Here is a 22,732-nt window from a genome sequence, read left to right as displayed (position 1 = left end):
TACATAGCCAAGCATAGATATTGTTTCTCTCTATATATTTGTAATAATTGAAAATGATTATCAATTATAATAGGGTGTTGTTATGAAAAAAGGAGTGTGAATTTCATGGGGCTTAGCGGTTTTCATGATATTTTTTATAAATATTTCAATGGATTACATGTAGAACAAGAACAGACGATGCGTGTATTAAAGCCGATAGGAGAGGGAGAAATACAAAGATGGACCTCATTTTCCGGTATGGAAATTGTTTTATCAAACTATCAATTTCATAATAATCATCGTATTCAATTTGCATCAGGTGCGGCAATGGTTGAACTTAATTTTTGTTTACAAGGGTCAGGGGAAATACATATTTCTAATTCATCTTATAATCTTGTGTCTGGAAATTGTTATTTGTATTTTATGAGAGATTTTGAAGTGTCATTTGGGGATCAAGTTTAGGAGGTGTTCTATTACTAATTCAAGTTGCAGCATCAAAACAAGTATCATCAAAATATGTTTCGGTGGCAATAGGATTTATTTCTATTTTTTATGCAGTAGGGCAAATGGTGGGACCAGGTCTCGCTGGCTGGATGATTGAAAGGTATGGTTTTGCGGCATCATATGGGTTAGGCGTTTTTGGTTTTCTTATTAGTTTCTGTATTGGCATGATTTTAAAAAGTGAAAGAAGTACGGATTTGAAATTGTTGAAGCGTAAACCGTTAGAAAAATAATGTATAGTTTAAATATAGAAAATATCGAATTATGACATAGTAACGAAAAATTTGATTTATTAGCTAATAGTGGATAATATAAAATAAGATCGTACGTTCTATTAAGAGCGAGTATTTGAATGATTAATGAGAAAAGAGAGATGCAAAGGGGGAGTTATTATGATATGTCATATTCAAGATGCGGAAATATATTATGAAATTATTGGCGAAGGAAAACCCATCGTTATGCTGCATGGATGTTCTATTGACCATAGAGCAATGAAGGGATGTATGGAACCAATCTTTCAGCAACATACAGGTTATAAGCGGATATATATTGACTTACCAGGTATGGGGAAATCGAATGCACCTAGATGGATAGATAGTTCTGAAATGTTATTGGATATTTTAACTTCCTGTTTAAAAAAGATTCTTCCTAATGAAAACTTTTTACTTGTTGGAGAATCTTATGGAGGATATTTATCTAGAGCAATCACCTCAAAAATACCTAACAAAATTGACGGTTTATTGCTAATTTGTCCGGTTGTAATTGCAGAGCATGAAAAGAGAACAGTTCCAAGTACTAACCTTATGAAGGGTGATGATGTATTTTTAAACAGTCTTTCACTAGAAGAGAGAAGAGAGTTTTGCGAACTAGCAGTAATAGCAAACGAGTATACATATAATCGATATAATGAAGAAATTAAGCCAGGGCTTACAGTAGCTGATGATGAGTTTATCGAAAATTTACAAAAAAATTATCGTCTTACCTATTCTGAAAATGAACAAAAATATGTAAATCCGGTACTTTTGCTTGCAGGGCGGCAAGATATCGTTGTGGGGTATCAAGATTTATTGGATGTCATTGAAGATTACCCAAGGGCGACATTCGCTGTTCTAGATATGGCAGGGCATAACTTACAGATTGAACAGCCTGAATTATTCGAAGCTTTAGTGAAAGAATGGTTAGTGAGAGTAAATACTGTTGCGAGTTTAAATGATGTTTTTTAGTCATTTACACCAATATAATTAAGAAGAAATTTCATAATAAATTATATTTTTATAGTAATAAAAGAGTTTAAATCTATGAAGTGTACAAAAGTGGACATAATGAGACAGCTGTCTCGTTATGTCCACTTTTTTCTCTTTTAAAAAGAGAAAAGTCCCATCATTCTAACGTTTTAAATTTGGCACGATACTTGCAATTTAAAAAGTGAACAAGAAAATAGGAGGGCTGAAACATGTTAAAAACAACTGAAAGTAAAGGGAATGAAATGACAAAAGAACAAGCTCGTTGGATGTACGAAAAAATGTTAGAGATTCGTAAATTTGAAGATAAGGTACACGAATTGTTCGCGCAAGGTGTATTACCAGGTTTCGTTCATTTATATGCCGGGGAAGAAGCGGTAGCAGTTGGTGTGTGTGCCCATTTAACAGATAGCGATAGTATTACAAGTACACATAGAGGGCATGGACATTGTATTGCAAAAGGCTGCGATTTAGATGGTATGATGGCTGAACTTTTCGGAAAAGCAACTGGATTATGTAAAGGAAAAGGCGGCTCTATGCACATTGCCGATTTAGATAAAGGAATGCTTGGTGCAAACGGTATTGTAGGAGGTGGATTTCCACTTGCATGCGGTTCTGCGTTAACAGCAAAGTATAAAGGGACAAAGGATGTAAGTGTTTGTTTCTTTGGGGATGGTGCAAACAATGAAGGGACGTTTCATGAAGGTGTGAATTTAGCTGCGATTTGGAAACTGCCGGTTATCTTTGTTGCTGAAAATAATGGTTATGGTGAAGCTACACCGTTTGAATATGCGTCTAGTTGTAAATCAATTGCGGATCGTGCGAAGGCTTATAATATTCCTGGCGTTCGCGTTGATGGAAAAGACCTTCTAGCAGTATATAAAGCGGCGGAAGAAGCGGTTGAACGTGCGCGTAATGGAGAAGGACCAACTTTAATTGAGTGCATGACATATCGAAATTACGGTCACTTCGAAGGTGAAGCACAAACATATAAAACAGCAGAAGAAAGAGAAGAGCATTTAAATGAAAAAGATGCGATTGTCAATTTCCGCAAACATTTAATCAATGAAGGCTTGCTGACAGAAACTGAGCTTGTAAATATGGAAAAAGCAGTCGATGAGGCAGTGCAAAAAGCAATTGAATTTAGTGAAAATAGTCCATATCCAGAGAATAGTGAGTTATTAACAGATGTATATGTTTCTTATAAATAAGAGGAGGGTGAAAAAGAATGACTAGAATTGAGAGTATGTCAACTGCAATTAATGAAGCGATGAAATTAGCGATGCGCCGTGATGAAAATGTCATTTTAATGGGGGAAGACGTTGCGGGTGGTGCACAAGTAGATCACTTACAAGATGACGAAGCATGGGGCGGTGTCCTTGGGGTTACAAAAGGACTAGTTCAAGAATTTGGCCGCGAGCGTATTTTAGATACGCCAATTTCTGAAGCTGGTTATATGGGGGCTGCGATGGCTGCTGCTGCGACAGGATTACGTCCAATTGCTGAGTTAATGTTTAATGACTTTATTGGTAGCTGTCTGGATCAAGTGTTAAACCAAGGGGCGAAATTCCGCTACATGTTTGGCGGTAAAGCGAAAGTACCTGTTACGGTTCGTACAATGCACGGAGCTGGATTTAGTGCAGCAGCGCAGCATTCACAAAGTTTATATGCATTATTTACAAGTATTCCTGGCATTAAAGTAGTTGTTCCGTCAACTCCGTATGATGCAAAAGGGCTATTACTAGCATCAATTGAAGATGATGATCCGGTAATCTTCTTTGAAGATAAAACGCTTTACAATATGAAAGGAGAAGTTCCGGAAGACTATTACACAATTCCATTAGGAAAAGCAGATGTAAAACGAGAGGGATCTGATGTGACGATTGTAGCAATTGGGAAACAAGTGCATACGGCGTTAGAAGCTGCGAAGCAGTTAACGAAGAAAGGATTTGAAGTAGAAGTAATTGACCCGCGCTGTTTATCACCGCTTGATGAAGATACAATTTTGAAATCTGTTGAAAAAACAAATCGCCTAATTGTAATTGATGAAGCGAACCCAAGATGTAGCATTGCAACGGATATTGCAGCCATTGTTGCAGATAAAGGATTTGATTTACTAGATGCACCAATTAAACGAATTACAGCACCACATACACCAGTTCCGTTCTCACCACCGCTTGAAAAGTTATATTTACCAACGCCTGAAAAAGTAATTGAAACAGTATCTGAAATGATTGGAGACCGTTCATTATTAAACGTATAACGAAGGGAGAGAGAGGTATGGCTGTTGAAGTTGTAATGCCGAAACTAGGAATGGCAATGAAAGAAGGAATTGTCACTGCTTGGAACATAAAAACGGGCGATCATGTGACAAAAGGTGAATCAATTGCAAGTATTAACTCCGAAAAGATTGAAATGGAAATCGAAGCTCCGGCAGATGGTACTGTTTTAGACATAGCTATAGAAGAGGATCAAGGCGTTCCTCCTGGTACTGTTATTTGTTATATCGGTAAACCAAATGAAGCATTACCACAGCATGAAGAACAATCTATTTCAGAAAAAACAGCACTTAAAATAGAAACACTTGCTAAAAATGTACAACGCCCAGAACCATATGCGAAAGAAGAAACAAAACAAAGAATTAAAATTTCTCCAGTAGCTAAAAAGATGGCGAGAGCTGAAAAGCTTGATATTACGAAATTAATAGGGACAGGACCTGGAGGAAGAATTACGAAAGTTGATGTGTTAAAAGCGTTAGAAGAAAAAAATATACTCTCAAAAGCGACCGCGCAAGAACAAAGTAAGCAAATACCTGTTGTAGGGATGCGGAAAGCAATTGCGAGCCGTATGCATGCAAGTTTACAAAACAGCGCGCAATTAACATTAACGATGAAAGTGGACGTTACGGATTTAGTTGCATTACATAAACAGCTGGCTGATAGCATGCAAAAACGTTATGAAAATAAATTAACAATTACAGATTTTGTTTCTCGCACTGTTGTTTTAGCACTATTAGAACATAAAGGTATGAATAGTGCGTATATCGATGATACTATCCATCAATTTGAACATGTTCATTTAGGTATGGCAGTTGCATTAGAAAATGGCTTGGTTGTCCCAGCGATTCGTTTTGCGAACAATTTATCACTTGTGCAATTATCGAAAGAAATCAAAGTGGTTGCATCAAAAGCGAGAGAAGGTACATTAAGTAGTGATGATATGCAAGGTACAACATTTACAATTAGTAACTTAGGTGCGTATGGAATTGAATATTTTACACCGGTACTTAATACACCTGAGACAGGAATTTTAGGTATAGGCGTAATTGAACATGTACCTGTATATAAAGGAGAAGAATTACAAAAAGGCAGCATTTTACCGTTAAGCTTAACATTTGATCATCGTGTATTAGATGGTGCGCCAGCCGCTGCATTACTGCGTACGATTAAACAATATTTAGAAGAGCCGATAACAATTCTTTTATAAAAAGAAGGTGAGAGAATGAGTAAATTAGCTGTAATTGGCGGGGGCCCAGCTGGATATGTAGCAGCAATTACTGCTGCTCAAAACGGGAAAGAAGTTGTTCTCATTGAAGAAGATGCGCTTGGTGGTACATGTTTAAACGTAGGGTGTATGCCGACAAAATCGTTGTTAGAAAGTGCAGAAGTACACGATATAGTGAAACATGCAAAGGAATTTGGAGTAAGACTTCCTCAAAATGATATTTTAATTGATTGGCAACAAATGCAAAATCGGAAACAGAAAATCGTTACACAGCTTGTACAAGGTATTCAATATTTAATGAAGAAAAATAAAATTAAAGTGATAAAAGGAAAAGCTCGCTTTCAAACGGATCATCGTTTACAAATTATACAGGGTAACAAAGAAGAAGCTGTAGATGCAAATCAATTTATTATCGCATCTGGATCAGAGCCTACTGAATTGCCATTTGCACCGTTCGATGGGAACTGGATTTTGAATAGCAGTCATACGATGTCCCTTGATCATATACCAGCATCCTTACTCATTGTTGGTGGCGGAGTAATAGGATGTGAGTTTGCTAGTATTTATAGTAGGCTTGGGACAAAAGTAACAATTGTTGAAATGGCATCGCAAATTTTGCCTGGTGAAGATGAAGATATCGCAAGTATTTTAAGAGAAAAACTAGAGAGTGATGGTGTTCAAATTTTTACTGAAACAAGCTTGAAAGGTTTGAATAATCATAAGAAACAAGCATTGTTTGAAAATAAGGATGGCTCTCATGAACTAGATCCAGAGTATGTTCTTGTTTCAGTTGGTAGAAAACCACGTGTGAATGAATTGGGGCTTGAAACAGCAGGAATAGAATTTTCGAGTAAAGGCATTCCTGTAAATGAACACATGCAGACGAACGTTTCACACATTTACGCAGCAGGTGATATTATTGGTGGAACCCAGCTTGCTCATGTCGCTTTCCATGAAGGAGCTACAGCTGCACTACATGCGTGTGGTGAAGAAGCGAAAGTGAATTATCACGCAGTACCGCGGTGCATCTATACAGCACCAGAAATCGCAAGTGTTGGTTTAACTGAAAAAGGTGCACGTAATCAATATGGAGATATTCTCGTTGGCGAATTTCCATTTAACGCAAACGGAAAAGCGCTTATTTTAGGAGAACAAATTGGAAAAGTGAAAGTAATTGTTGAACCGAAATATCAAGAAATCATTGGAATCTCTATTGTTGGACCCCATGCAACAGAATTGATTGGACAAGGAACTGTCATGCTTCATACGGAAGTAACAGCTGATATCATGAGAGATTTTATCGCAGCGCATCCGACGTTATCGGAAGCAATTCATGAAGCGGTGTTACAGGCGATAGGGCATGCTGTGCATGCGTGAAGAATATAGGTGGAAAAGAACAAGTTTGATATTAAACTTGTTCTTTTTTATTGTATGACCAAATTGCAAAATAACTTGGCATCGATATAGACTGTTTATTTGTAAGTGAAAACATTGCGATCTGAAAAATCAAAGTTGTCAGTTATTGGCTGGGTGCTATATAATAAGAACGTATATTCTAGTAGATAGATACAAAGATATCTTCTGGAAAAGTATTAATATAGCAAGTCCTTGAACTAATATGTTGAAACTTTATTGATTGAAAATCAGACATGTAAAGTATATTGTGAGTTGAATGAAGAAATGGAATAGAAAAGATTCTGTTTTTAAAATAAGGAGGATTTTTTATGATATGCCATATTAAAGATGCACAAATATATTATGAAATAATTGGTGAGGGAAAACCTGTAATTCTCTTACACGGATGTTCTGTCGATCATAGGTTGATGATGGGATGTATGGAATCAGTGTTTCAGAAACATGCAGGCTATAAGCGCATTTTTATTGATTTACCGGGTATGGGAAAATCGACGGCCCCTAATTGTATAAATAGTTCAGATATTTTATTAGATATCTTGATTTTATTTATCGAAAAGATTATTCCTGATGAAAATTTTTTACTCGTAGGAGAATCATATGGCGGATATTTGTCTAGAGCAATACTTTCGAAAATGTCTCAGCGAATTGATGGTTTATTACTCATATGCCCTGTTATAATTGCAAATCATAAAGCGAGAACAGTTCCAAAATATAATAGGATTATAAGTGATGATGAATTTTTAAATAAACTTTCATCGGATGAAAAAAACGAGTTTTGTGAGTTAGCAGTGATAGCAAATGAATATACATACAACCGATATAAAAGAGAAATCAAATCAGGCCTTACCGTGGCTAATACAGAGTTTGTGGAAATGTTGCAATGCAATTATACATTATCATTCAATACAGATGGACAAAAATATGAAAAACCAGTTCTTTTACTTGCTGGGAGGCAGGATATAGTTGTAGGATATCAAGATTTATTGGAGACTATTGAAGAGTATCCAAGAGCAACATTTGCTGTTTTAGATATGGCTGGTCATAATTTACAAATTGAACAACCTGAGCTATTTGAGAGTTTAGTAGGGGAATGGATGAAACGAACAGAGAATCCGTATGAAAAGAAACAGAAGATTCGTTAAATCAATAAGGTCACCTTTTTAAGGATATTTCGAGGAGAAGAATGTGTAAAAAATGCACTGTATTATAGATTGTCAAGTAATCTATGATAGACTGATGTTACCGATATTTACCATACGAAAAATATCCTATGGCAATAAATTAGGGTAGGTTATTTGGCTAGAATTGTTGTGAATTACAAAGATTTTTACTTGTTGTATTCTTTAAATCAACTTCATATCAAAGGAGTGTACCATGATAATTAACAAACAAGAATTTTATGTAAATGGGATCAATTATACTGTTAGATCCGCACTTGAAAAAGATGCAAAAGATTTATCTGATTTAAGATTACAGATTGATGGCGAGACTGAAAATATGGATAGAGAAAAAGGAGAGGCATTCATAGATATACCAGGGTTTAAAGAAATTATAAAAAAGGATACTGAAAGTCCGAGGAACTTATTTTTAGTTGCTGTAGTGAATGATCAAATCGTCGGGTTTTCAAGATGCGAAGGAGTGTATTTAAAGAGATTCTCTCATAAAATAGAGTTTGGAGTATGTGTATTAAAAGAGTTTTGGGGACATGGGATTGGTAAAAATCTTTTACAAAAGTCTATTTCTTGGGCTGACACCAATGGAATTAAAAAGATTACTTTGAATGTGTTGGAAATAAATGAGAAAGCTATTAAACTGTATAAAAAGTTAGGATTTGAAATTGAAGGGATATTAAAAAATGATAAAAGGCTTGCTGATGGTCAATATTATAATACTATCATTATGGGGAGATTTCACGGGGAATAGTTTATAAAATTACATATAGATGTAAAGGAGTGAGAACCTTGCAACTTAAAATCAGGTTTTATATAAGTATCGTGTCTACTATGTTGTTCATTATAGCAAGTACAATCTTTTTTATGGACAATTATCCGATGAAATGGTTATGGGTTTGTATAACGGTGAGCTCTGTTGTACAAAATGTAGTGTTATTTAGAAAATATAAAAGTGTTCATTAAAATATTCGAATTGTTAACATGTTTGTGTCATCTTCCTCATTTTATTGAAAACGTTTTTATGGAGTTTTATAATAAAATTATATTTCCTCGCATGAACTCCTAAAAAAGAATCTCCAAAATAATAAAAAGGGAGATGATAGAATGTTAGCTTCACCGTTTTACTTACATACTTGGAAAAAATTTGTTGATGAAGGTGTTCTTGATTCTGCTAGAATAAATAAAAGAATTTCAGAATCATGGCATCGCTGTAAACAAGCGAATGTCAATCCGCATATGAATAAAGGTCAGAATATTTTAACTTCAGATACGTTTGATGAACAAAAACAAAAAAGTGAAATTTTCCTTGATATCGCTTTACCGCATTTGCAAAATATGCAAAAAACAATTCATGACTTACAGATGATGGCACTCTTAATCGATCCTGATGGATATGTACTTTCCATAACAGGAAATAAAAAGACATTAAAACAGGCAAATCATATTAATTTTATCGAAGGTGTGAACTGGACCGAAGCGGCTGTTGGGACGAATGCAATTGGTACAGCGCTTGCGATAGAAGAAGCAATTATGATAAGTGGTACAGAACATTATTCTGTCGCGTCTCATAGCTGGAGCTGTGCAGCCGCACCCATTCGTAATGACGATGGGAAATTAATTGGTGTCCTTGATTTTTCGTGCCCGATTGAATTTTCACATCCATATATGTTTGGCATGGTAACATCCATTGCACATGCAATTGAGCGTGAATGTAGCATTCGTGTGCATCAACATGAATTAGAATTAATTCACCGTTTTTTAGATGTAATTGAGAGTGAGGAGTCTTTAGTCATTTGTAATCATCGACAAGTTGTCATTTCGGCAAGTAAACCAGTTCGGGAACACGTTTCTAATTGGTCACGGATGAAAGTAAATGATTTATTACAGTACGGATTTCGAAGTAGGATGGAGGTACCTGTATATAATAATGATAGGATGATCGGGAAATGTATATACCTATCAGAAAATCAATTCCAAAAAAAGCACCACTCTTTTCAAATGCAAAAGGCAGTACATTTCCCAGGGGTTGTTGGAATAAGTGATTCGTTCCAGCGTACGTTAGAAGAAATTAAACTCGTTTCGCAGACGGATGCAAGTGTCTATGTTTGCGGGGAAACTGGGGTCGGGAAAGAGTATGTTGCCAAAGCAATTCATGAAAACAGTACAAGGAAAAATGGACCGTTTGTAGCTGTTAATTGCGGAGCATTACCAAAAGAATTGATGGAGAGTGAATTGTTTGGTTATGTAGAAGGAGCCTTTACAGGGGCACGCCGCCAAGGATATAAAGGGAAGTTTGAACAAGCGAATGGTGGAACGATTTTTCTTGATGAAATAGGAGAAGTTCCCCCGGAAATGCAGGTAGCTCTATTGCGGGTTTTACAAGAGCGTAAAGTAACACCGATTGGAAGCACGAAAGAAGTGGCAGTAGATATTCGTGTCATTACGGCAACGCACCGTGATTTACTGCAGCTAGTAGAGGAAGGGATTTTTCGTCAAGACTTATATTACCGGTTACATGTATATCCGATTTATGTACCTTCTTTATGTGAAAGAAAAGAGGATATTCCCTATTTTATTCAAGATTTTTGTAAAAAGAAAGACTGGGATGTTCAATTCCCAACTAGCATATGTAATCAGTTTCTACAACATGAATGGCCAGGGAATATTCGTGAATTGTTAAATGTGTTAGAGCGCATATACATTCTTTCACAAGGGCGGGAAATATGTGAAAAGCAAATTTCTTTCTTGTTACAAACAATGAATGTAAATCAAAAGAGTCTTGAACTAAGAGAAAAAAAAGAGATTGAGCATAAGCATACACTAACCTTCCGGGAAAAAATACAGCGAGACGGAATGATTGAAGTACTTCAAAAAACAAAGGGAAATGTATCACTTGCAGCAAAACTATTAGATGTCCCGCGCAGTACATTTTATAAACGAATGCAGCGATTTCAGTTATAAAAGAAGCAGGTTTCTATCAATCTGCTTCTTTTATATGTTAGTGCGCGTTCTGTCGGAATATGCGCTTACCGGGGAAATAGTAAACAATAATAGGATGCCATATATGGAAATAAATTATGGTAACAAAGATGTATTTCAAATGTAATTTTGCTGAAGGAATTGGGAGATCATGTGATACTCATTCAAAATCCTTTTTCTACCTATATCGGTTAGGTGCCATGTATCTTTTGTAATATTTCTATGATCTTGTAACGGAAGAACATCTATCACCATATCACTAGTAGCAAATGCAGTAGCTATAAGTAAGAACCTTTTCATAAAAAAGCTTTTACCTGCTAATAAAATATTTTGGTTTATAGCTATTTTTGAAAGATGAAGCATGGCGTTTTTAATAACATCATTAGCTGTATGAGCCTCTCCTGTTATTGGAAATACTAGTTCCTCAGGAATTCCTGATTTTACTAGTATTTCTTTATGAAAGATAAACTCATTTTCATTTAAAAATCTATTATATATACTTGGAATCATGAGCTTCTTAAAGCCTTCTTGATGAAATAATGTAATGATTTGCTCATTTAATTCAGCGTAATGACCAGGGTGGTAAAGAACAACATCTGGATTTAGAAGTTTATTTTGTCTTTCTATAAAAATCATTTCACTTAATAGACTAGTAAACTGATGATTCATAACTCATATACCTTTCTTAAGAAATACTTACTCACTTTTGAATTATTCGGCATTATAAAACTTTTCCCTTTCTCTAACTTTAGTAAAGCAGAAACAAAGAGGAATATGTCAAAACTTGCGCTTACCAAGGAAATAGTAGAATGTTTAAAAAAATTTCCTAAAAGCAATGAAGAAGGAGAGTTATACGTGAAGTACATAGAAGTTGGTATCGGAAATAAATGGCTAGTTCGAACAGAAACAGAGCGGGTAGATGGAACTGAGTATGAGCAAAAAGGAGTTGCGAAACCTATCTACTTTGAATCCCTATATGTACGGATTTGGTTTCGAAAAACTTGTTTCATTTTAGATTCTAAAGAAGGGTTTAAGAAAGTACAAAAGAAGCGAAATGAGTATAAGTTTATTTTGGGAATTGTGAGTAAATGATCATAAATAGGGAAAGGGGATGCTTGTTTATAAGAATTGTGATATTTTTATTAGCAATCATTGTAATGAGATACACCGCTTATAGCTGGAGGATAATTCAAAAAAAGTATGTTGTATAGGTTTAGCAACTTAAGGGGCGATAAACGTTACCAATTATATGTTGGTAACGTTTATTTTCTAGTAAGCAATGCGCTTCTCATTACATATTGCTACAGTACGCTCATATAATACTCGATCAATTTGAAATTTTTCCGTTATCCAATAAGTTAGTTCAGAAGGTGTTAACACAGATTCTGTTTTTTGTCATTGTAATATTTCTTTAAAACATTATCATTTTAGTTGGCAAAAAATTGTTTACTTTGACTATTTGTAAAAGAAACCCTATAATAATTATTATACTATTAAGTTTTTAAGGAGGATTATTAAAAAATGACACACGCAATGAAATTACGTTTCCCAACTTTGAACCAGTAATTGAATACGTTCAAAGACTCTGTTTGTATATGCAGAGTAAACGGGAGTAGTCTGTCCTTTTTTAATAAACTTCATTTCCAATACAATTATGTACGATGAAGAAAGGTGGATGGTTCTGCCTTTCTTTATTTTTATATAAATTTTCTTTTTTGTGTTTAACAATAAAGGGAATTTATTTGGTAATCGTTACTTTTATTTAGATTCCCTCTTAAAGGATGGATTAAATTCCCTTTACTCTGAATCACAGTCAGATTGTCTGTGATTTTTTGTTGTCATTTTATATGATTGGGGGGCTTTATATGATGATGTTACTCTTCTATTGATACGAGCTAAGTAAGCGAAGCTCGTATCGATCCTAGCTATCGATACGAAATAACAAAATTTCGGAGGTAGCGAACATGGAAAAATTATGTTTTGAATTAGAGAATGTCGAAGTGACATATTTAGATAAAGAAGTATTGAAAATGGAACGATTAGCTATACATCAATTTGACCGCATCGGTATTGTGGGAAAGAACGGCGTTGGAAAAAGTACGTTATTAAAGTTACTTGCTGGTAAAATTGAACCCACAAGTGGTGTAGTAAAGTTTCATGTAGAATCTGGTTATTTTGAACAACTTGAAGCTCCTACCACTAGCGAAGCTGATGCAGTGTTACTCGGAAGATTAGCTATTCCGAAAAATACGAATGGGTTAAGTGGTGGAGAGCAAACAAGATTAAAGCTTGCACAACTGTTTACACATTATCACGAGGCATTGCTTATTGATGAACCGACAACACATTTGGATCAGGAGGGCATTTCATTTTTGCTTGATGAACTGCGATATTATTATGGAGCGCTTGTTTTGATTAGTCATGACCGTGCTGTTCTCGATGAACTTGTCACAACGATTTGGGAAGTAGATGAAGGTAAAGTACATGTATATTCCGGGAATTATAGTGAATATACGATGCAGAAACAGTTAGAACGAGAACAACAGAAGCAAGCTCACGAGCAATTTATAAAAGAAAAAAATCGACTTGAAAAAGCGGCGCAGGAAAAAATAAAAAAGGCTAACAAAATCGCGCAAGCGGGAAATATGTCAAAGAAAGAATCAAAGGCGAAAGCGAATCGTATGTTTGAATCGAAATCGAAAGGCACGAGCCAAAAAGCAATATATCGCGCAGCAAAAGCGATTGAACAAAGAATGGAAAGGCTGCAAAAAATTGAAGCTGTACAGGAGGAACGGAAAATTGTGTTCCGCCAATCAAAGGCGAGTGAACTGCATAATAAGTTCCCAATTATGGCAGACCGACTAACTCTTCAAGTACAGGACAAAGTGTTATTGAATGGAGTGAGTTTCCAACTTCCTCTCGGTAAAAAAATAGCGATTACTGGTGCAAATGGTAGTGGAAAAAGTACGTTGCTTCAACACATTGCGAATCAAGGTGCAGGTTTAACTATTTCGCCAAAAGCAAAAATTGGTTATTTTACTCAAATGAGTTATCAATTTACAAGTGACGAAACGGTATTACAATTTGTCAAAAATCGCTCGGAATATGATGATGGATTTTTACGAAGTGTTTTACACTCGATGCAGTTTGTTGGCACAGATATAATAAAGAGTGTGAAATCATTAAGCGGGGGAGAAGCAATTCGTCTTCAGCTTTGTCAGCTGTTCTTAGGGGAATATAACATTTTATTGTTAGACGAACCGACCAATTTTTTAGATATTTATGCGATTGAGGCTTTGGAACGGTTTATGGCCGCATATGAAGGAACAATCGTATTTGTATCTCATGATCAAACCTTTATCAATCATGTAGCAGAACTGCAATATAAAATTGATGCAGGAAAGTTAATTCGAGTTTGATTTTTTAGTTGATTTCTAAATAAGCTACTGAGACAACCTTGGTGGCTTATTTGTTGTGAGTATTTCAATAGATTGCATAATTGTAAAAAGACATGAAATTCTAAACTAAATTTAAAGCAAAAAAATATTGATTTAGCTGTACTTACAACTTGTTTTGTAGGTACTTTTTTGTTTTTTGTAGTGGACAAGAATGTCTAAAATTTTTAAACTAAAGACACGAAAGTATAAAATTCCTAAAATTCAGGCCTTTAGATGAATTAATAATACAAGGGGGAAGTTGATGTATAAACCGCTAGTTACTAATGTTAGTAAGAAGTACGGGAATAATAGGTGGGTAACGTATAGCTCTAAATTACAAAGAGAAGTTTTTTTATTCAGTGATTTAGAATACGAACATTGGTTAATGGTAGAATCAAACCCAAAAATTATAAATTTTTGTGAACAACCTTTAGTAATGACTGCATGTATAAATGGAAAATCAGTGACTTCTATTGTCGATATGTGGGTAAAATATTCCGATGGAAGTGAAGAATTTATAGAAATTAAATATTCCTCAGATTTGATTAAACAAAAGGTAATAAATCAGATTTTCACTCAAAAATATTGGTGAGCAGAATATGGATTCCAGCATCGTATAAGAACAGAAGGAGTTATTCGTGCAAATAGAACTTTACTTTCTAATTCAAAGACACTTGTAAAAGGAAATAAACAACAAAAGAAATAAATCGATACCGATAGATATCAAATTATGAAGATATTAAAACATAATAGAACACAAAGAACCCAACTAAATTCACTAATTACAGCAACTCAAATCCCCTCAAATAGATTATTAATATCCATTGGACGTGTCCTTTTAGTTATAGGTGTAGTAATTTTATATACACACTTTCAATTAAATTACCAAAAAAGATAGATAAAGCTATTTCTCAGGCTTATCTATCTTTTTGGTTCATTAACCTTTTAATGATATTTAATTAATATACCAAAAGGGACTAATAAAAAGTCCCTGTTACAAAATATATTGATAAATTATATTCCTGTTAATTAAAAATACTTGGATTTTATAATGTTAACTTGGTGTTAAAAAATGGTGAATTGTCGTGAGATTTCTTCGCTGAAATGAAAGAACGGAATATACTACATAAAATTTTAACACCATCTTTTAATTGTTGCTCACTCATGTAAGAATAACTTAATCTCATATGGTGATTTTCTAGTTCTACAGGATAACAAGCTGAACCAGGCAAAAATGTCACTTTTTTCTTTTGTGCTTCTAAAAGAATAGAATTTGTATCTATCCAATCAGGTAGACTAATCCAAAGATTTAATCCTCCTTCAGGAATGTACCATGAAACTTCAGAAGGAACATGATTTGACAACAAATCTAAAACTAGATCTCTTCGTAATTTCAATGCGGTTCTTAATTTTTTATATGTTCCATTGATTTCTCTGATTTAATAAACGGCAATATCATTTTTTGAGTGAGTAAAGGACTGCCTAAGTCTGCGTTAGCTTTTGCTGCTAATAATCGATTAAATATGGAACCAGAAGCAACTAAAACTCCAATTCTACAACCAGGTGCAAATGTTTTACTTAATCCTTTCAAATAAATAACATGACCGGAATTATCTAAGTTTTTTATAGGAGCGGGTGGTTTTTTACTAAAGTAAATTTCACTCCATGGATCATCTTCTATAATTATGCTATTACTACTTTGAGCTATATTAAGAATTTGTCTACGTTTTTTGGCGGTCGTGACAATACCTGTTGGATTATGAAAAGTGGGGACTGTATATATGACCTTTGGTTTATATTTATCGCATAAACTCTGAAGGATATCTATCCTCATGCCATCTTTATCGATTGGAATGTGCACCTCTTCCACGAAAAACATCGATTGCTCCTGGGTAAGTAGGAGCCTCCATTATAACCACATCATCCGGCCCGATAAATGTACGAGCAATAAGACCAATTCCTTGTTGAGAACCGTTTGTAACTAAAATATTTTCTGGAACTGTAGTAATTTCCATACTTTTTAAATATGCAGCCATTTCAACTCTGAGTTCAAGATCTCCTTGAACTTCTGCATATTGAGATAAAATTCTTGGATTATGAACAAATATTTTTTGAACTTCTTGTTCTAAAAAACGGTTCGGAAATAGCCTTGGATCAATCATCGAAGATGATAATTGAATCATTTCTGGAACATGATGAAAACGAGAAAATTGAGACCTAGGTAAGTAATCCTGAATTGATAGCTGCCAATTATAAGGAGAAACTTTTGGTTGCCGATTAACAACTTCTTTTCTTTCTGGATTAACAAAGGATCCTTTTCCTTGAATGGAGGTAACAAAGCCATCTTCTTCGAGTTTCTTATATGCTTTTGCTACTGTCACTAGACTCACCTTCAATTGTTTTGTAAGTGTGCGTATAGAAGGTAATTGTGTTCCTTCTTGTAGAAAGCCAGAACGAATTTGATCGACAATAGATAGATATATTTGTTTGGAAAGTGAAGTTTCACTGTTACGTTGAATTTCAAAATGCATATTAAATCTCCTTTCAGTGTTATAGAAGGTGGTTGCGTGTTATATATGGTTTCGATATAAGATACAAGTAGTTCAAGGGATTTTTTGAAATGAAGAATTAAAAATACGAAAGGAGGTAATAGCTCTATTGATAAGTATTAGGTTAAACGTATTTGCTTAAAAAGATACCCATCTGTGACGATGTTTTAATCATTTAGCACAAAAGCGTTATATATTTACAGCCTATTAAGTAATGTTAACTAAACGAGTCTTATAGTATAAAGGCAATATACTCGATTTTTAAAATTCATGCAAATATTTAATTTTGACTCAATATTTTTCTATGTAGCCAGGGATTGTTAGATTACCACGCTTATAAGGAGATATATTATGTTTAAACAAGATATTATTGTACGTTTTAGTGAATGTGATTCTTTAGGACATGTAAACAATGCAAATTATTTTACGTACTTTGAAGAAGCAAGAAATGAACTCTTTAAAATTTTTAATCCGAGTCTAGAGATAGAATCCTGGAATTTAATTGTTGCTTCAACTCAATGCGACTTTATTCGAGAGGCGGCTTATGCTCAAAAAATAACTGTTTATACATGGATTAGTGAAATTGGTAATGCAAGTTTTCAAGTTGAACATGTTATACAAGATAAAAATCAAAATTGGATTGCAAGAGGTAAAGTTATTTTAGTTCATTTTAATTTTCAATCACAAAAATCAATTCCTTTACCCAAAGAAATAAGGCGCGTACTTTCGAAACATAATGAGGCACCTAAAGGTGTTCCGATGCTGAGATAATAACACCACAATCATTTAATCTTAATATAAAAGAGGACAATATGGAGGTATATACAATGAAATATTATGTTGTAGACGCATTTGCAGAAAACGTATTTGAAGGAAACCCTGCGGCAATCTGTATCATGGAAGAGTGGATTTCAAATGAGTTGATGCAAAGAATTGCGATAGAAAATAACCTTTCTGAAACAGCTTATGCTGTAAAAGAAGGGAAGGGCTACAAACTAAGATGGTTTACTCCTGGAGGAGAAATTGATCTTTGCGGTCATGCAACTTTAGCGGCAGCATACGTAATTGCAAATTATTATGAAAATGGTATTGAAGAAATTAAATTTCTAACAAAAAGCGGGGAGCTTGTTGTAACAAAGAAAGAGGATATTTATGAGCTGGATTTCCCTAGCAGAATGCCTGAAAAAATTACATTAACAGATGAAATGGTTGAAGCAATTGGTATAAAACCTGTTGAAAGCTACTTAGGTAGAGATTTGATATTCGTATTAGAAGATGAAGAGGATGTTCGAAATCTAGTTCCTGATTTTGCGAAAATGAAGGAGTTACCAGAAGGATTAGCCGTATCAGTTACAGCCAGAAGTGCTAAATATGATTTTGTTTCCAGAGTCTTTTTCCCAAAACTAAATGTAAATGAAGATTCAGTTTGCGGTTCAGCACATTGTAGTTTCATCCCATTTTGGGCGCAACGTCTTGGTAAAGATGAAATGGTAGCAAGGCAACTGTCTGACCGAGGTGGAACACTATATTGTAAACATGAAGGAGACAGAGTAAAAATTGCTGGAACAGCAGTTGTATATGCTATCGGTAACATTCGAATATAATGATAATGAGGATGGAAAATGAAAATAGAACAAAGAATTGAAGAACTTGGTATTATTTTACCGAAAACTTCGCCTGCTAAAGCATTGTACGTACCTGTCAAATAATTAGGGAATTCCCTTTTTGTTTCAGGACAAGCTCCTTTTATTGATGGTACACCCGCTTATACAGGAAAAGTCGGTGGAGAAAGAACCGTAGAAGAAGCACAAGAAGCAGCAACAATTTGTATAATCAATACGCTAGCAGCAGTCAAAGACTATATTGGTGATTTAGACCGTATTGTAAATGTAATTAAACTGCAAGCCTTTGTGAATAGTGAAGCTCACTTCGATCAACAACATATCGTTATTAATACTACTTCAAAATTGTTACAGGATATTTTTGGAGTGAAAGGTCAACATGCCCGGACGGTAGTTGGAGTTAATCAGCTACCCATGAATATCACAGTGGAAATTGATTCTATATTTGAAGTTCAGGCCCAATAAGCGGATTAAAAACGAAGTTTTTCCTTAAATTACTAACACATACTAAAATTAACTTCTAGATTATAAGGATATTTAGCAAGTATTATAATTTAGCTTTCAATTATAACACTTGCATTAGATGGAGAAGAATATATGAATAAAAAGAATGATTTAATTGTTAATCAAAACAAATGTAAAACTCTTAAACTTTCAAATAGTGATCAGTGGCAATATGAATCATTTTATAAATATCAATCTTTATTTTCTTGTAAAGATTTATTGAAATTTTTCACTAGAAGAACAAAGCAATAGTATTAACTCATATAACAAAGTCCAAATTTTCTTTGTTTACAAGGTAGGAAAGGGATGCAAGTATGAAAAAAGGAATTCTATTACTAATATTTGCGACATTCCTGTGGGCAGGAAACTACATTTGTGGGCGTTTTTTAGGGCCTGCATTACCACCAATATTACTTAACACCATTCGATGGGCAATTTCTACAATGATTCTTATTTGCTTGTTAATGCTCAATAAGCAAAGATTGCCTCTCTTTAAAAATTGGAAAGAATTTAGTATACAAGGTTTTTTAGGTGTATATGCCTTTTCAACTTTAAATTATTTAGGACTCCAAACCATTAGCGCATCCAGAGCAGGAATGATTTCAGCAGGGATTCCCATTATGATTTTACTTTTCACGCCTTTTATTCTTAAAGAAAAGATTAAAACAAAGGCATGGATTGGTGCACTGGTTTCTATAGTTGGTGTCATGGTTTTAATTCGAGGGAAATCTTCAAATCCAATTGAAGACTCGATTGTTGGGGATGCTGAGATACTTTTATCATGTGTCGCCTGGGGTTTATATACAGTATTCGGGAAAAAGTATGGGGGAAATATAGACCCTCTAGTAATGACTGCTGGAGCAGCGTTTTACGGGACAATTTTTAGTGCAATAAGTTGTATGGGCACTGTACAGACAAATATGATTCATATAACCAAAAGTGCATGGGTTTGTATTATTTATGTTAGTACTTTTGCATCTGTAATTGCCTATTTCGCATGGAATAAAGGGGTAAAAATAGTTGGAGCAGGACATGCTGCACCTTATATTAACTTACTTCCAGTATGGACAGTGTTACTAGGAGTTCTTTTATTACAAGAACAGATATCTATCATCACGGTTGTTGGCGGTCTCATCACTATTTTGGGGGCTATTTTAGCAAGTTTATAAGATTGCTAAAAGTGAACAATAATAGTAGAGCTAAACGAACAATGGAAGATTTAATTATGAAATATTAGTGATGATAGTAAGCATGTATGTGCATGAATATAAATAAAAATTTTATGAAAAGGAAGGATCGTAAAATGTCATTAGAAAAAGTCATTTCCTATTTCAAACAATATGGTATGGAAGATAGAATTATAGAGGTAACAGAATCTAGTGCAACAGTTGAATTAGCAGCAAAAGCGTTGCAATGTGAACCTCAAAGAATCGCAAAGACTTTATCTTTTCAAATAGAAGATCGTGTTTTAGTAATAGTAACCGCAGGTGATGCTAAAATTGATAATCGTAAATATAAGGAACAATTTGGTGTTAAAGCAAAGATGATTGATGCAAACAAAGTAGAAGAGTTAATTGGTCACGCAATAGGTGGTGTTTGCCCATTTGCTGTAAATGAAGATGTAGAAGTGTATTTGGATGTATCACTACAAAGATTTATGACTGTCTTTCCTGCTTGTGGTAGTGGAAATAGTGCTATTGAATTAACAATAGAAGAACTAGAAAGATACTCAAAATATTTAAAGTGGATTGATGTTTGTAAGGGATTTGCAAACTAAGAACCGATCTTAGATGAATCTTCGGATAATCTTACAAATATGTACGTCTGTACGATATTTTCATAGGAATATAAATTACAGAGGGATTGAATAAGAGTGAAAAAAAGATTTTTCATATTAATGTTAGTTATGCTATTTAGTATTGGATTGGTTGGCTGTGAACAATAGGATCGTTATAGTCCTTTTACAAGTGAGACAGATGTATACGGTGTAGTAAAAGGAGAAGCTAAAAGAAACCCTAAAGCCCCTAAGGATGTAATTAATTATTCGTATGATTTAATTGGATATGATAAGGATTTAAATAAAATTGACTTAGGTTTTGGGTCAGATAATAAATTCCCGATAGGCACATATATTAAGGTAGTGAAAAAAGGAAGCGATACAAGAATGCATGATATTTCAGTTATCAAAAAAGAAGGTATTCCAGAAAATATACTTGAAAAAATAAATGAGAATTGAAAATATCCATAAAAACTACATTCTATATAAGATGTAGTTTTTTAAGTCTAAACTAAAATGTTATGAACACACATTGATAGATAGCCATTATCATAAACATTTTTGGTACTTTCATATCTCAATAAAAGGACAAGAAACTCTAAACTACTTAGCCAGAAATAAAACAATATGAATGAGAATAGATTATTTTCAAACGAAAGTATATGTTAAGTTGTTCATAGTTTAGACTTTCTTGTCATAATAGTTTAGAGAATCATGTCGTTGTACAATAATGAAGTAAATCATTACATAGTAGTTTATAAAAATTATTAAGGAAGGAATTCATACATAAAAAAAGAATTACTTACAAAGATTTGTATAAATAGAAAATATATAAGGAGAATGAACATGCCAATTTCTACATACTACAAAAAAATCCGTGAAAAATTAGGATCTAGCCTTATTTTCATGCCAAGTGTAGCGGCGGTCATAAAAAATGAGTTAGGAGAGATCTTATTCCAATATCCCGGCGGAAAATTTTGGAGTCTTCCTGCAGGGGCAATTGAACCTGGTGAAACACCAGAAGAAGCAGTTGTTCGCGAAGTGTGGGAGGAAACAGGTTTACGAGTACAAATAAAAGGGATAAAAGGCGTATATGGAGGAGAAGAATTTCGCCATACCTACTCAAATGGAGATCAGGTGGAATATATCGTTGTTGTGTTTGAATGCGAAGTAATGGAAGGAGAATTGAGGGCAATAGATGGAGAATCATTAAAACTTCAATATTTTTCATCACATGAAAAACCAAAGCTAGCATTGCCATACCCAGAAGAAATATTCCTATAAACGATTGAACAGCACACTTTCTTTATAGAGACGAGAGTGTGCTATTCATTTTTATATAAACCTGTCGTATACATCTCTGTTAATGTACAAACAACTTCCTCTAGATTTACACCGGCCTCATTTCGGACGATCTCCCACTGAAACATTTCGTTCATATAAAACCAACTGCGTGCCACGATTGCTTTATTTAATTCCTTTCTAGCTAATCCATTATTTTGAGAATAGGTAATATCTTGTATAATTCGGCTAATAAAACGTTCGCGGATTTCATTCCATTTTTTGCGAACTTCCTTTGATGTACCAATAGCTTCTTCAACGACTTGTAGAATGTTTCTTTCTTCATCAGCTAATTGTAAAAAAGCTCGCACTTGATTTTGTATCATACTGTGAGCTTCTTTTTTTGTTTTAGGAAAAAAAGAACGTTCGGCAATTTGATAAAAACGATTCATAACATCTTCCATAAGGACAATAAGGAGCTCATCTTTATTTTTAAAATAAACATATGCCGTACCATAACCAGTTTCAGCATGTTTAATAATTTGAGAGATTGTTGTTTTGTGAAAGCCGTTTTCTAAAAAAACATCGCGTGCGGATTTTAATAACTTATTTCTCGTTTCTATAGATCGCTGTTGTCTTGTTGAAAGAAGACCTTTTTCCATAAATAATACCTCCTTTATACTGAAATATCTGAAAATATAACTTTATTCTAGTAGAAGTGAATACTAAAAGTCAACTGACATAATATCATTGACGTTATGTCAGTTATA

19 protein-coding genes and 5 pseudogenes are annotated in these 22,732 nt (G+C 34.2%); 21 read left to right on the top strand and 3 right to left on the bottom strand.

The features are described from left to right. Nucleotides 1-105 precede the first annotated feature (105 nt). From AC1M36_RS00410 to AC1M36_RS00365, 10 genes and pseudogenes are all read left to right on the top strand, one after another. A pseudogene (locus tag AC1M36_RS00410) lies at nt 106-426 on the top strand (AraC family transcriptional regulator); the annotation flags it as partial. Next, nucleotides 417-713 (top strand): annotated as a pseudogene (locus AC1M36_RS00405) (MFS transporter); the annotation flags it as partial. The pseudogenes AC1M36_RS00410 and AC1M36_RS00405, both read left to right, overlap by 10 nt. A 159-nt stretch (nt 714-872) precedes the next feature. Next, nucleotides 873-1,703 (top strand): alpha/beta fold hydrolase, encoded by an 831-nt coding sequence (locus tag AC1M36_RS00400; protein WP_479845490.1) that lies wholly within the window; start codon nt 873-875, stop codon nt 1,701-1,703. Between the two features lie 230 nt (nt 1,704-1,933). Beyond that, complete coding sequence (gene acoA, locus AC1M36_RS00395; protein ID WP_336451184.1) at nt 1,934-2,932, top strand: acetoin:2,6-dichlorophenolindophenol oxidoreductase subunit alpha; 999 nt, start codon at nt 1,934-1,936, stop codon at nt 2,930-2,932. A gap of 17 nt (nt 2,933-2,949) precedes the next feature. Continuing rightward, on the top strand, nt 2,950-3,984 hold the full coding sequence (gene acoB / locus AC1M36_RS00390) for an acetoin:2,6-dichlorophenolindophenol oxidoreductase subunit beta (protein WP_336451183.1): 1,035 nt from the start codon (nt 2,950-2,952) through the stop codon (nt 3,982-3,984). Between the two features lie 17 nt (nt 3,985-4,001). After that, a complete protein-coding gene (locus AC1M36_RS00385) occupies nt 4,002-5,207 on the top strand; it encodes a dihydrolipoamide acetyltransferase family protein (protein ID WP_479845489.1) in 1,206 nt (401 codons plus the stop codon). Nucleotides 5,208-5,222: 15 nt separating this feature from the next. Continuing rightward, a complete protein-coding gene (gene lpdA, locus AC1M36_RS00380) occupies nt 5,223-6,602 on the top strand; it encodes a dihydrolipoyl dehydrogenase (protein WP_479845488.1) in 1,380 nt (459 codons plus the stop codon). Nucleotides 6,603-6,949: 347 nt separating this feature from the next. Continuing rightward, a complete protein-coding gene (locus tag AC1M36_RS00375) occupies nt 6,950-7,783 on the top strand; it encodes an alpha/beta fold hydrolase (protein ID WP_479845487.1) in 834 nt (277 codons plus the stop codon). Nucleotides 7,784-8,015: 232 nt separating this feature from the next. After that, the gene (locus AC1M36_RS00370) at nt 8,016-8,564 is read left to right on the top strand and encodes an N-acetyltransferase family protein (protein WP_479845486.1); all 549 of its coding nucleotides are present in this window, start codon (nt 8,016-8,018) and stop codon (nt 8,562-8,564) included. Between the two features lie 353 nt (nt 8,565-8,917). Then, a complete protein-coding gene (locus AC1M36_RS00365) occupies nt 8,918-10,774 on the top strand; it encodes a sigma-54-dependent Fis family transcriptional regulator (RefSeq protein WP_479845485.1) in 1,857 nt (618 codons plus the stop codon). A gap of 135 nt (nt 10,775-10,909) precedes the next feature. On the opposite strand, the gene AC1M36_RS00360 is transcribed toward AC1M36_RS00365, so the two are convergent. Beyond that, a complete protein-coding gene (locus tag AC1M36_RS00360) occupies nt 10,910-11,461 on the bottom strand; it encodes a hypothetical protein (RefSeq protein WP_336451177.1) in 552 nt (183 codons plus the stop codon). Between the two features lie 186 nt (nt 11,462-11,647). Between AC1M36_RS00360 and AC1M36_RS00355 the strand changes: the two genes are divergently transcribed. The 4 genes from AC1M36_RS00355 (at nt 11,648) to AC1M36_RS00340 (ending at nt 14,821) form a co-directional block, all read left to right on the top strand. Further along, on the top strand, nt 11,648-11,884 hold the full coding sequence (locus tag AC1M36_RS00355; RefSeq protein ID WP_336451176.1) for a DUF3977 family protein: 237 nt from the start codon (nt 11,648-11,650) through the stop codon (nt 11,882-11,884). A gap of 429 nt (nt 11,885-12,313) precedes the next feature. Then, nucleotides 12,314-12,358: an erythromycin resistance leader peptide gene (locus AC1M36_RS00350; RefSeq protein WP_135111488.1), complete on the top strand. Its 45-nt coding sequence runs from the start codon at nt 12,314-12,316 to the stop codon at nt 12,356-12,358. A 398-nt stretch (nt 12,359-12,756) separates the two neighbouring features. After that, nucleotides 12,757-14,211, top strand: coding sequence for an Msr family ABC-F type ribosomal protection protein (locus tag AC1M36_RS00345; protein ID WP_336451175.1), 1,455 nt, complete (start codon nt 12,757-12,759; stop codon nt 14,209-14,211). A gap of 280 nt (nt 14,212-14,491) precedes the next feature. Next, nucleotides 14,492-14,821, top strand: a complete 330-nt coding sequence (locus tag AC1M36_RS00340) for a TnsA endonuclease N-terminal domain-containing protein (RefSeq protein WP_336451174.1) — start codon at nt 14,492-14,494, stop codon at nt 14,819-14,821. Nucleotides 14,822-15,275: 454 nt separating this feature from the next. Here the strand turns inward: AC1M36_RS00340 and pdxR are convergent. Continuing rightward, nucleotides 15,276-16,760: pseudogene (gene pdxR, locus AC1M36_RS00335) on the bottom strand (MocR-like pyridoxine biosynthesis transcription factor PdxR). Nucleotides 16,761-17,129: 369 nt separating this feature from the next. On the opposite strand from pdxR, the gene AC1M36_RS00330 reads away from it, so the two are divergent. The 7 genes and pseudogenes from AC1M36_RS00330 to AC1M36_RS00300 all read left to right on the top strand — a co-directional run bounded on the left by AC1M36_RS00330 (nt 17,130) and on the right by AC1M36_RS00300 (nt 21,965). Next, the gene (locus tag AC1M36_RS00330; protein WP_336451173.1) at nt 17,130-17,549 is read left to right on the top strand and encodes an acyl-CoA thioesterase; all 420 of its coding nucleotides are present in this window, start codon (nt 17,130-17,132) and stop codon (nt 17,547-17,549) included. Nucleotides 17,550-17,605: 56 nt separating this feature from the next. Continuing rightward, the gene (locus AC1M36_RS00325) at nt 17,606-18,382 is read left to right on the top strand and encodes a PhzF family phenazine biosynthesis protein (protein ID WP_479845484.1); all 777 of its coding nucleotides are present in this window, start codon (nt 17,606-17,608) and stop codon (nt 18,380-18,382) included. A gap of 120 nt (nt 18,383-18,502) precedes the next feature. After that, a pseudogene (locus tag AC1M36_RS00320) lies at nt 18,503-18,865 on the top strand (RidA family protein); the annotation flags it as partial. A gap of 353 nt (nt 18,866-19,218) precedes the next feature. Next, nucleotides 19,219-20,073, top strand: a complete 855-nt coding sequence (locus AC1M36_RS00315; protein ID WP_336451171.1) for a DMT family transporter — start codon at nt 19,219-19,221, stop codon at nt 20,071-20,073. A 134-nt stretch (nt 20,074-20,207) separates the two neighbouring features. Next, a complete protein-coding gene (locus AC1M36_RS00310) occupies nt 20,208-20,681 on the top strand; it encodes a YbaK/EbsC family protein (protein ID WP_479845483.1) in 474 nt (157 codons plus the stop codon). Nucleotides 20,682-20,873: 192 nt separating this feature from the next. After that, nucleotides 20,874-21,140, top strand: a pseudogene (locus AC1M36_RS00305) (YxeA family protein); the annotation flags it as partial. A gap of 387 nt (nt 21,141-21,527) precedes the next feature. Continuing rightward, entirely contained in the window at nt 21,528-21,965 is a 438-nt protein-coding gene (locus AC1M36_RS00300) for an NUDIX domain-containing protein (RefSeq protein ID WP_336451169.1), read from the top strand. A gap of 41 nt (nt 21,966-22,006) precedes the next feature. On the opposite strand, the gene AC1M36_RS00295 is transcribed toward AC1M36_RS00300, so the two are convergent. After that, nucleotides 22,007-22,624 (bottom strand): TetR/AcrR family transcriptional regulator, encoded by a 618-nt coding sequence (locus AC1M36_RS00295; RefSeq protein WP_336451168.1) that lies wholly within the window; start codon nt 22,622-22,624, stop codon nt 22,007-22,009. Nucleotides 22,625-22,732: the final 108 nt, after the last annotated feature.

The organism is Bacillus sp. Medicinal_06 (genome assembly GCF_056711665.1).
This window is presented reverse-complemented; position numbering and strand designations above follow the sequence as displayed.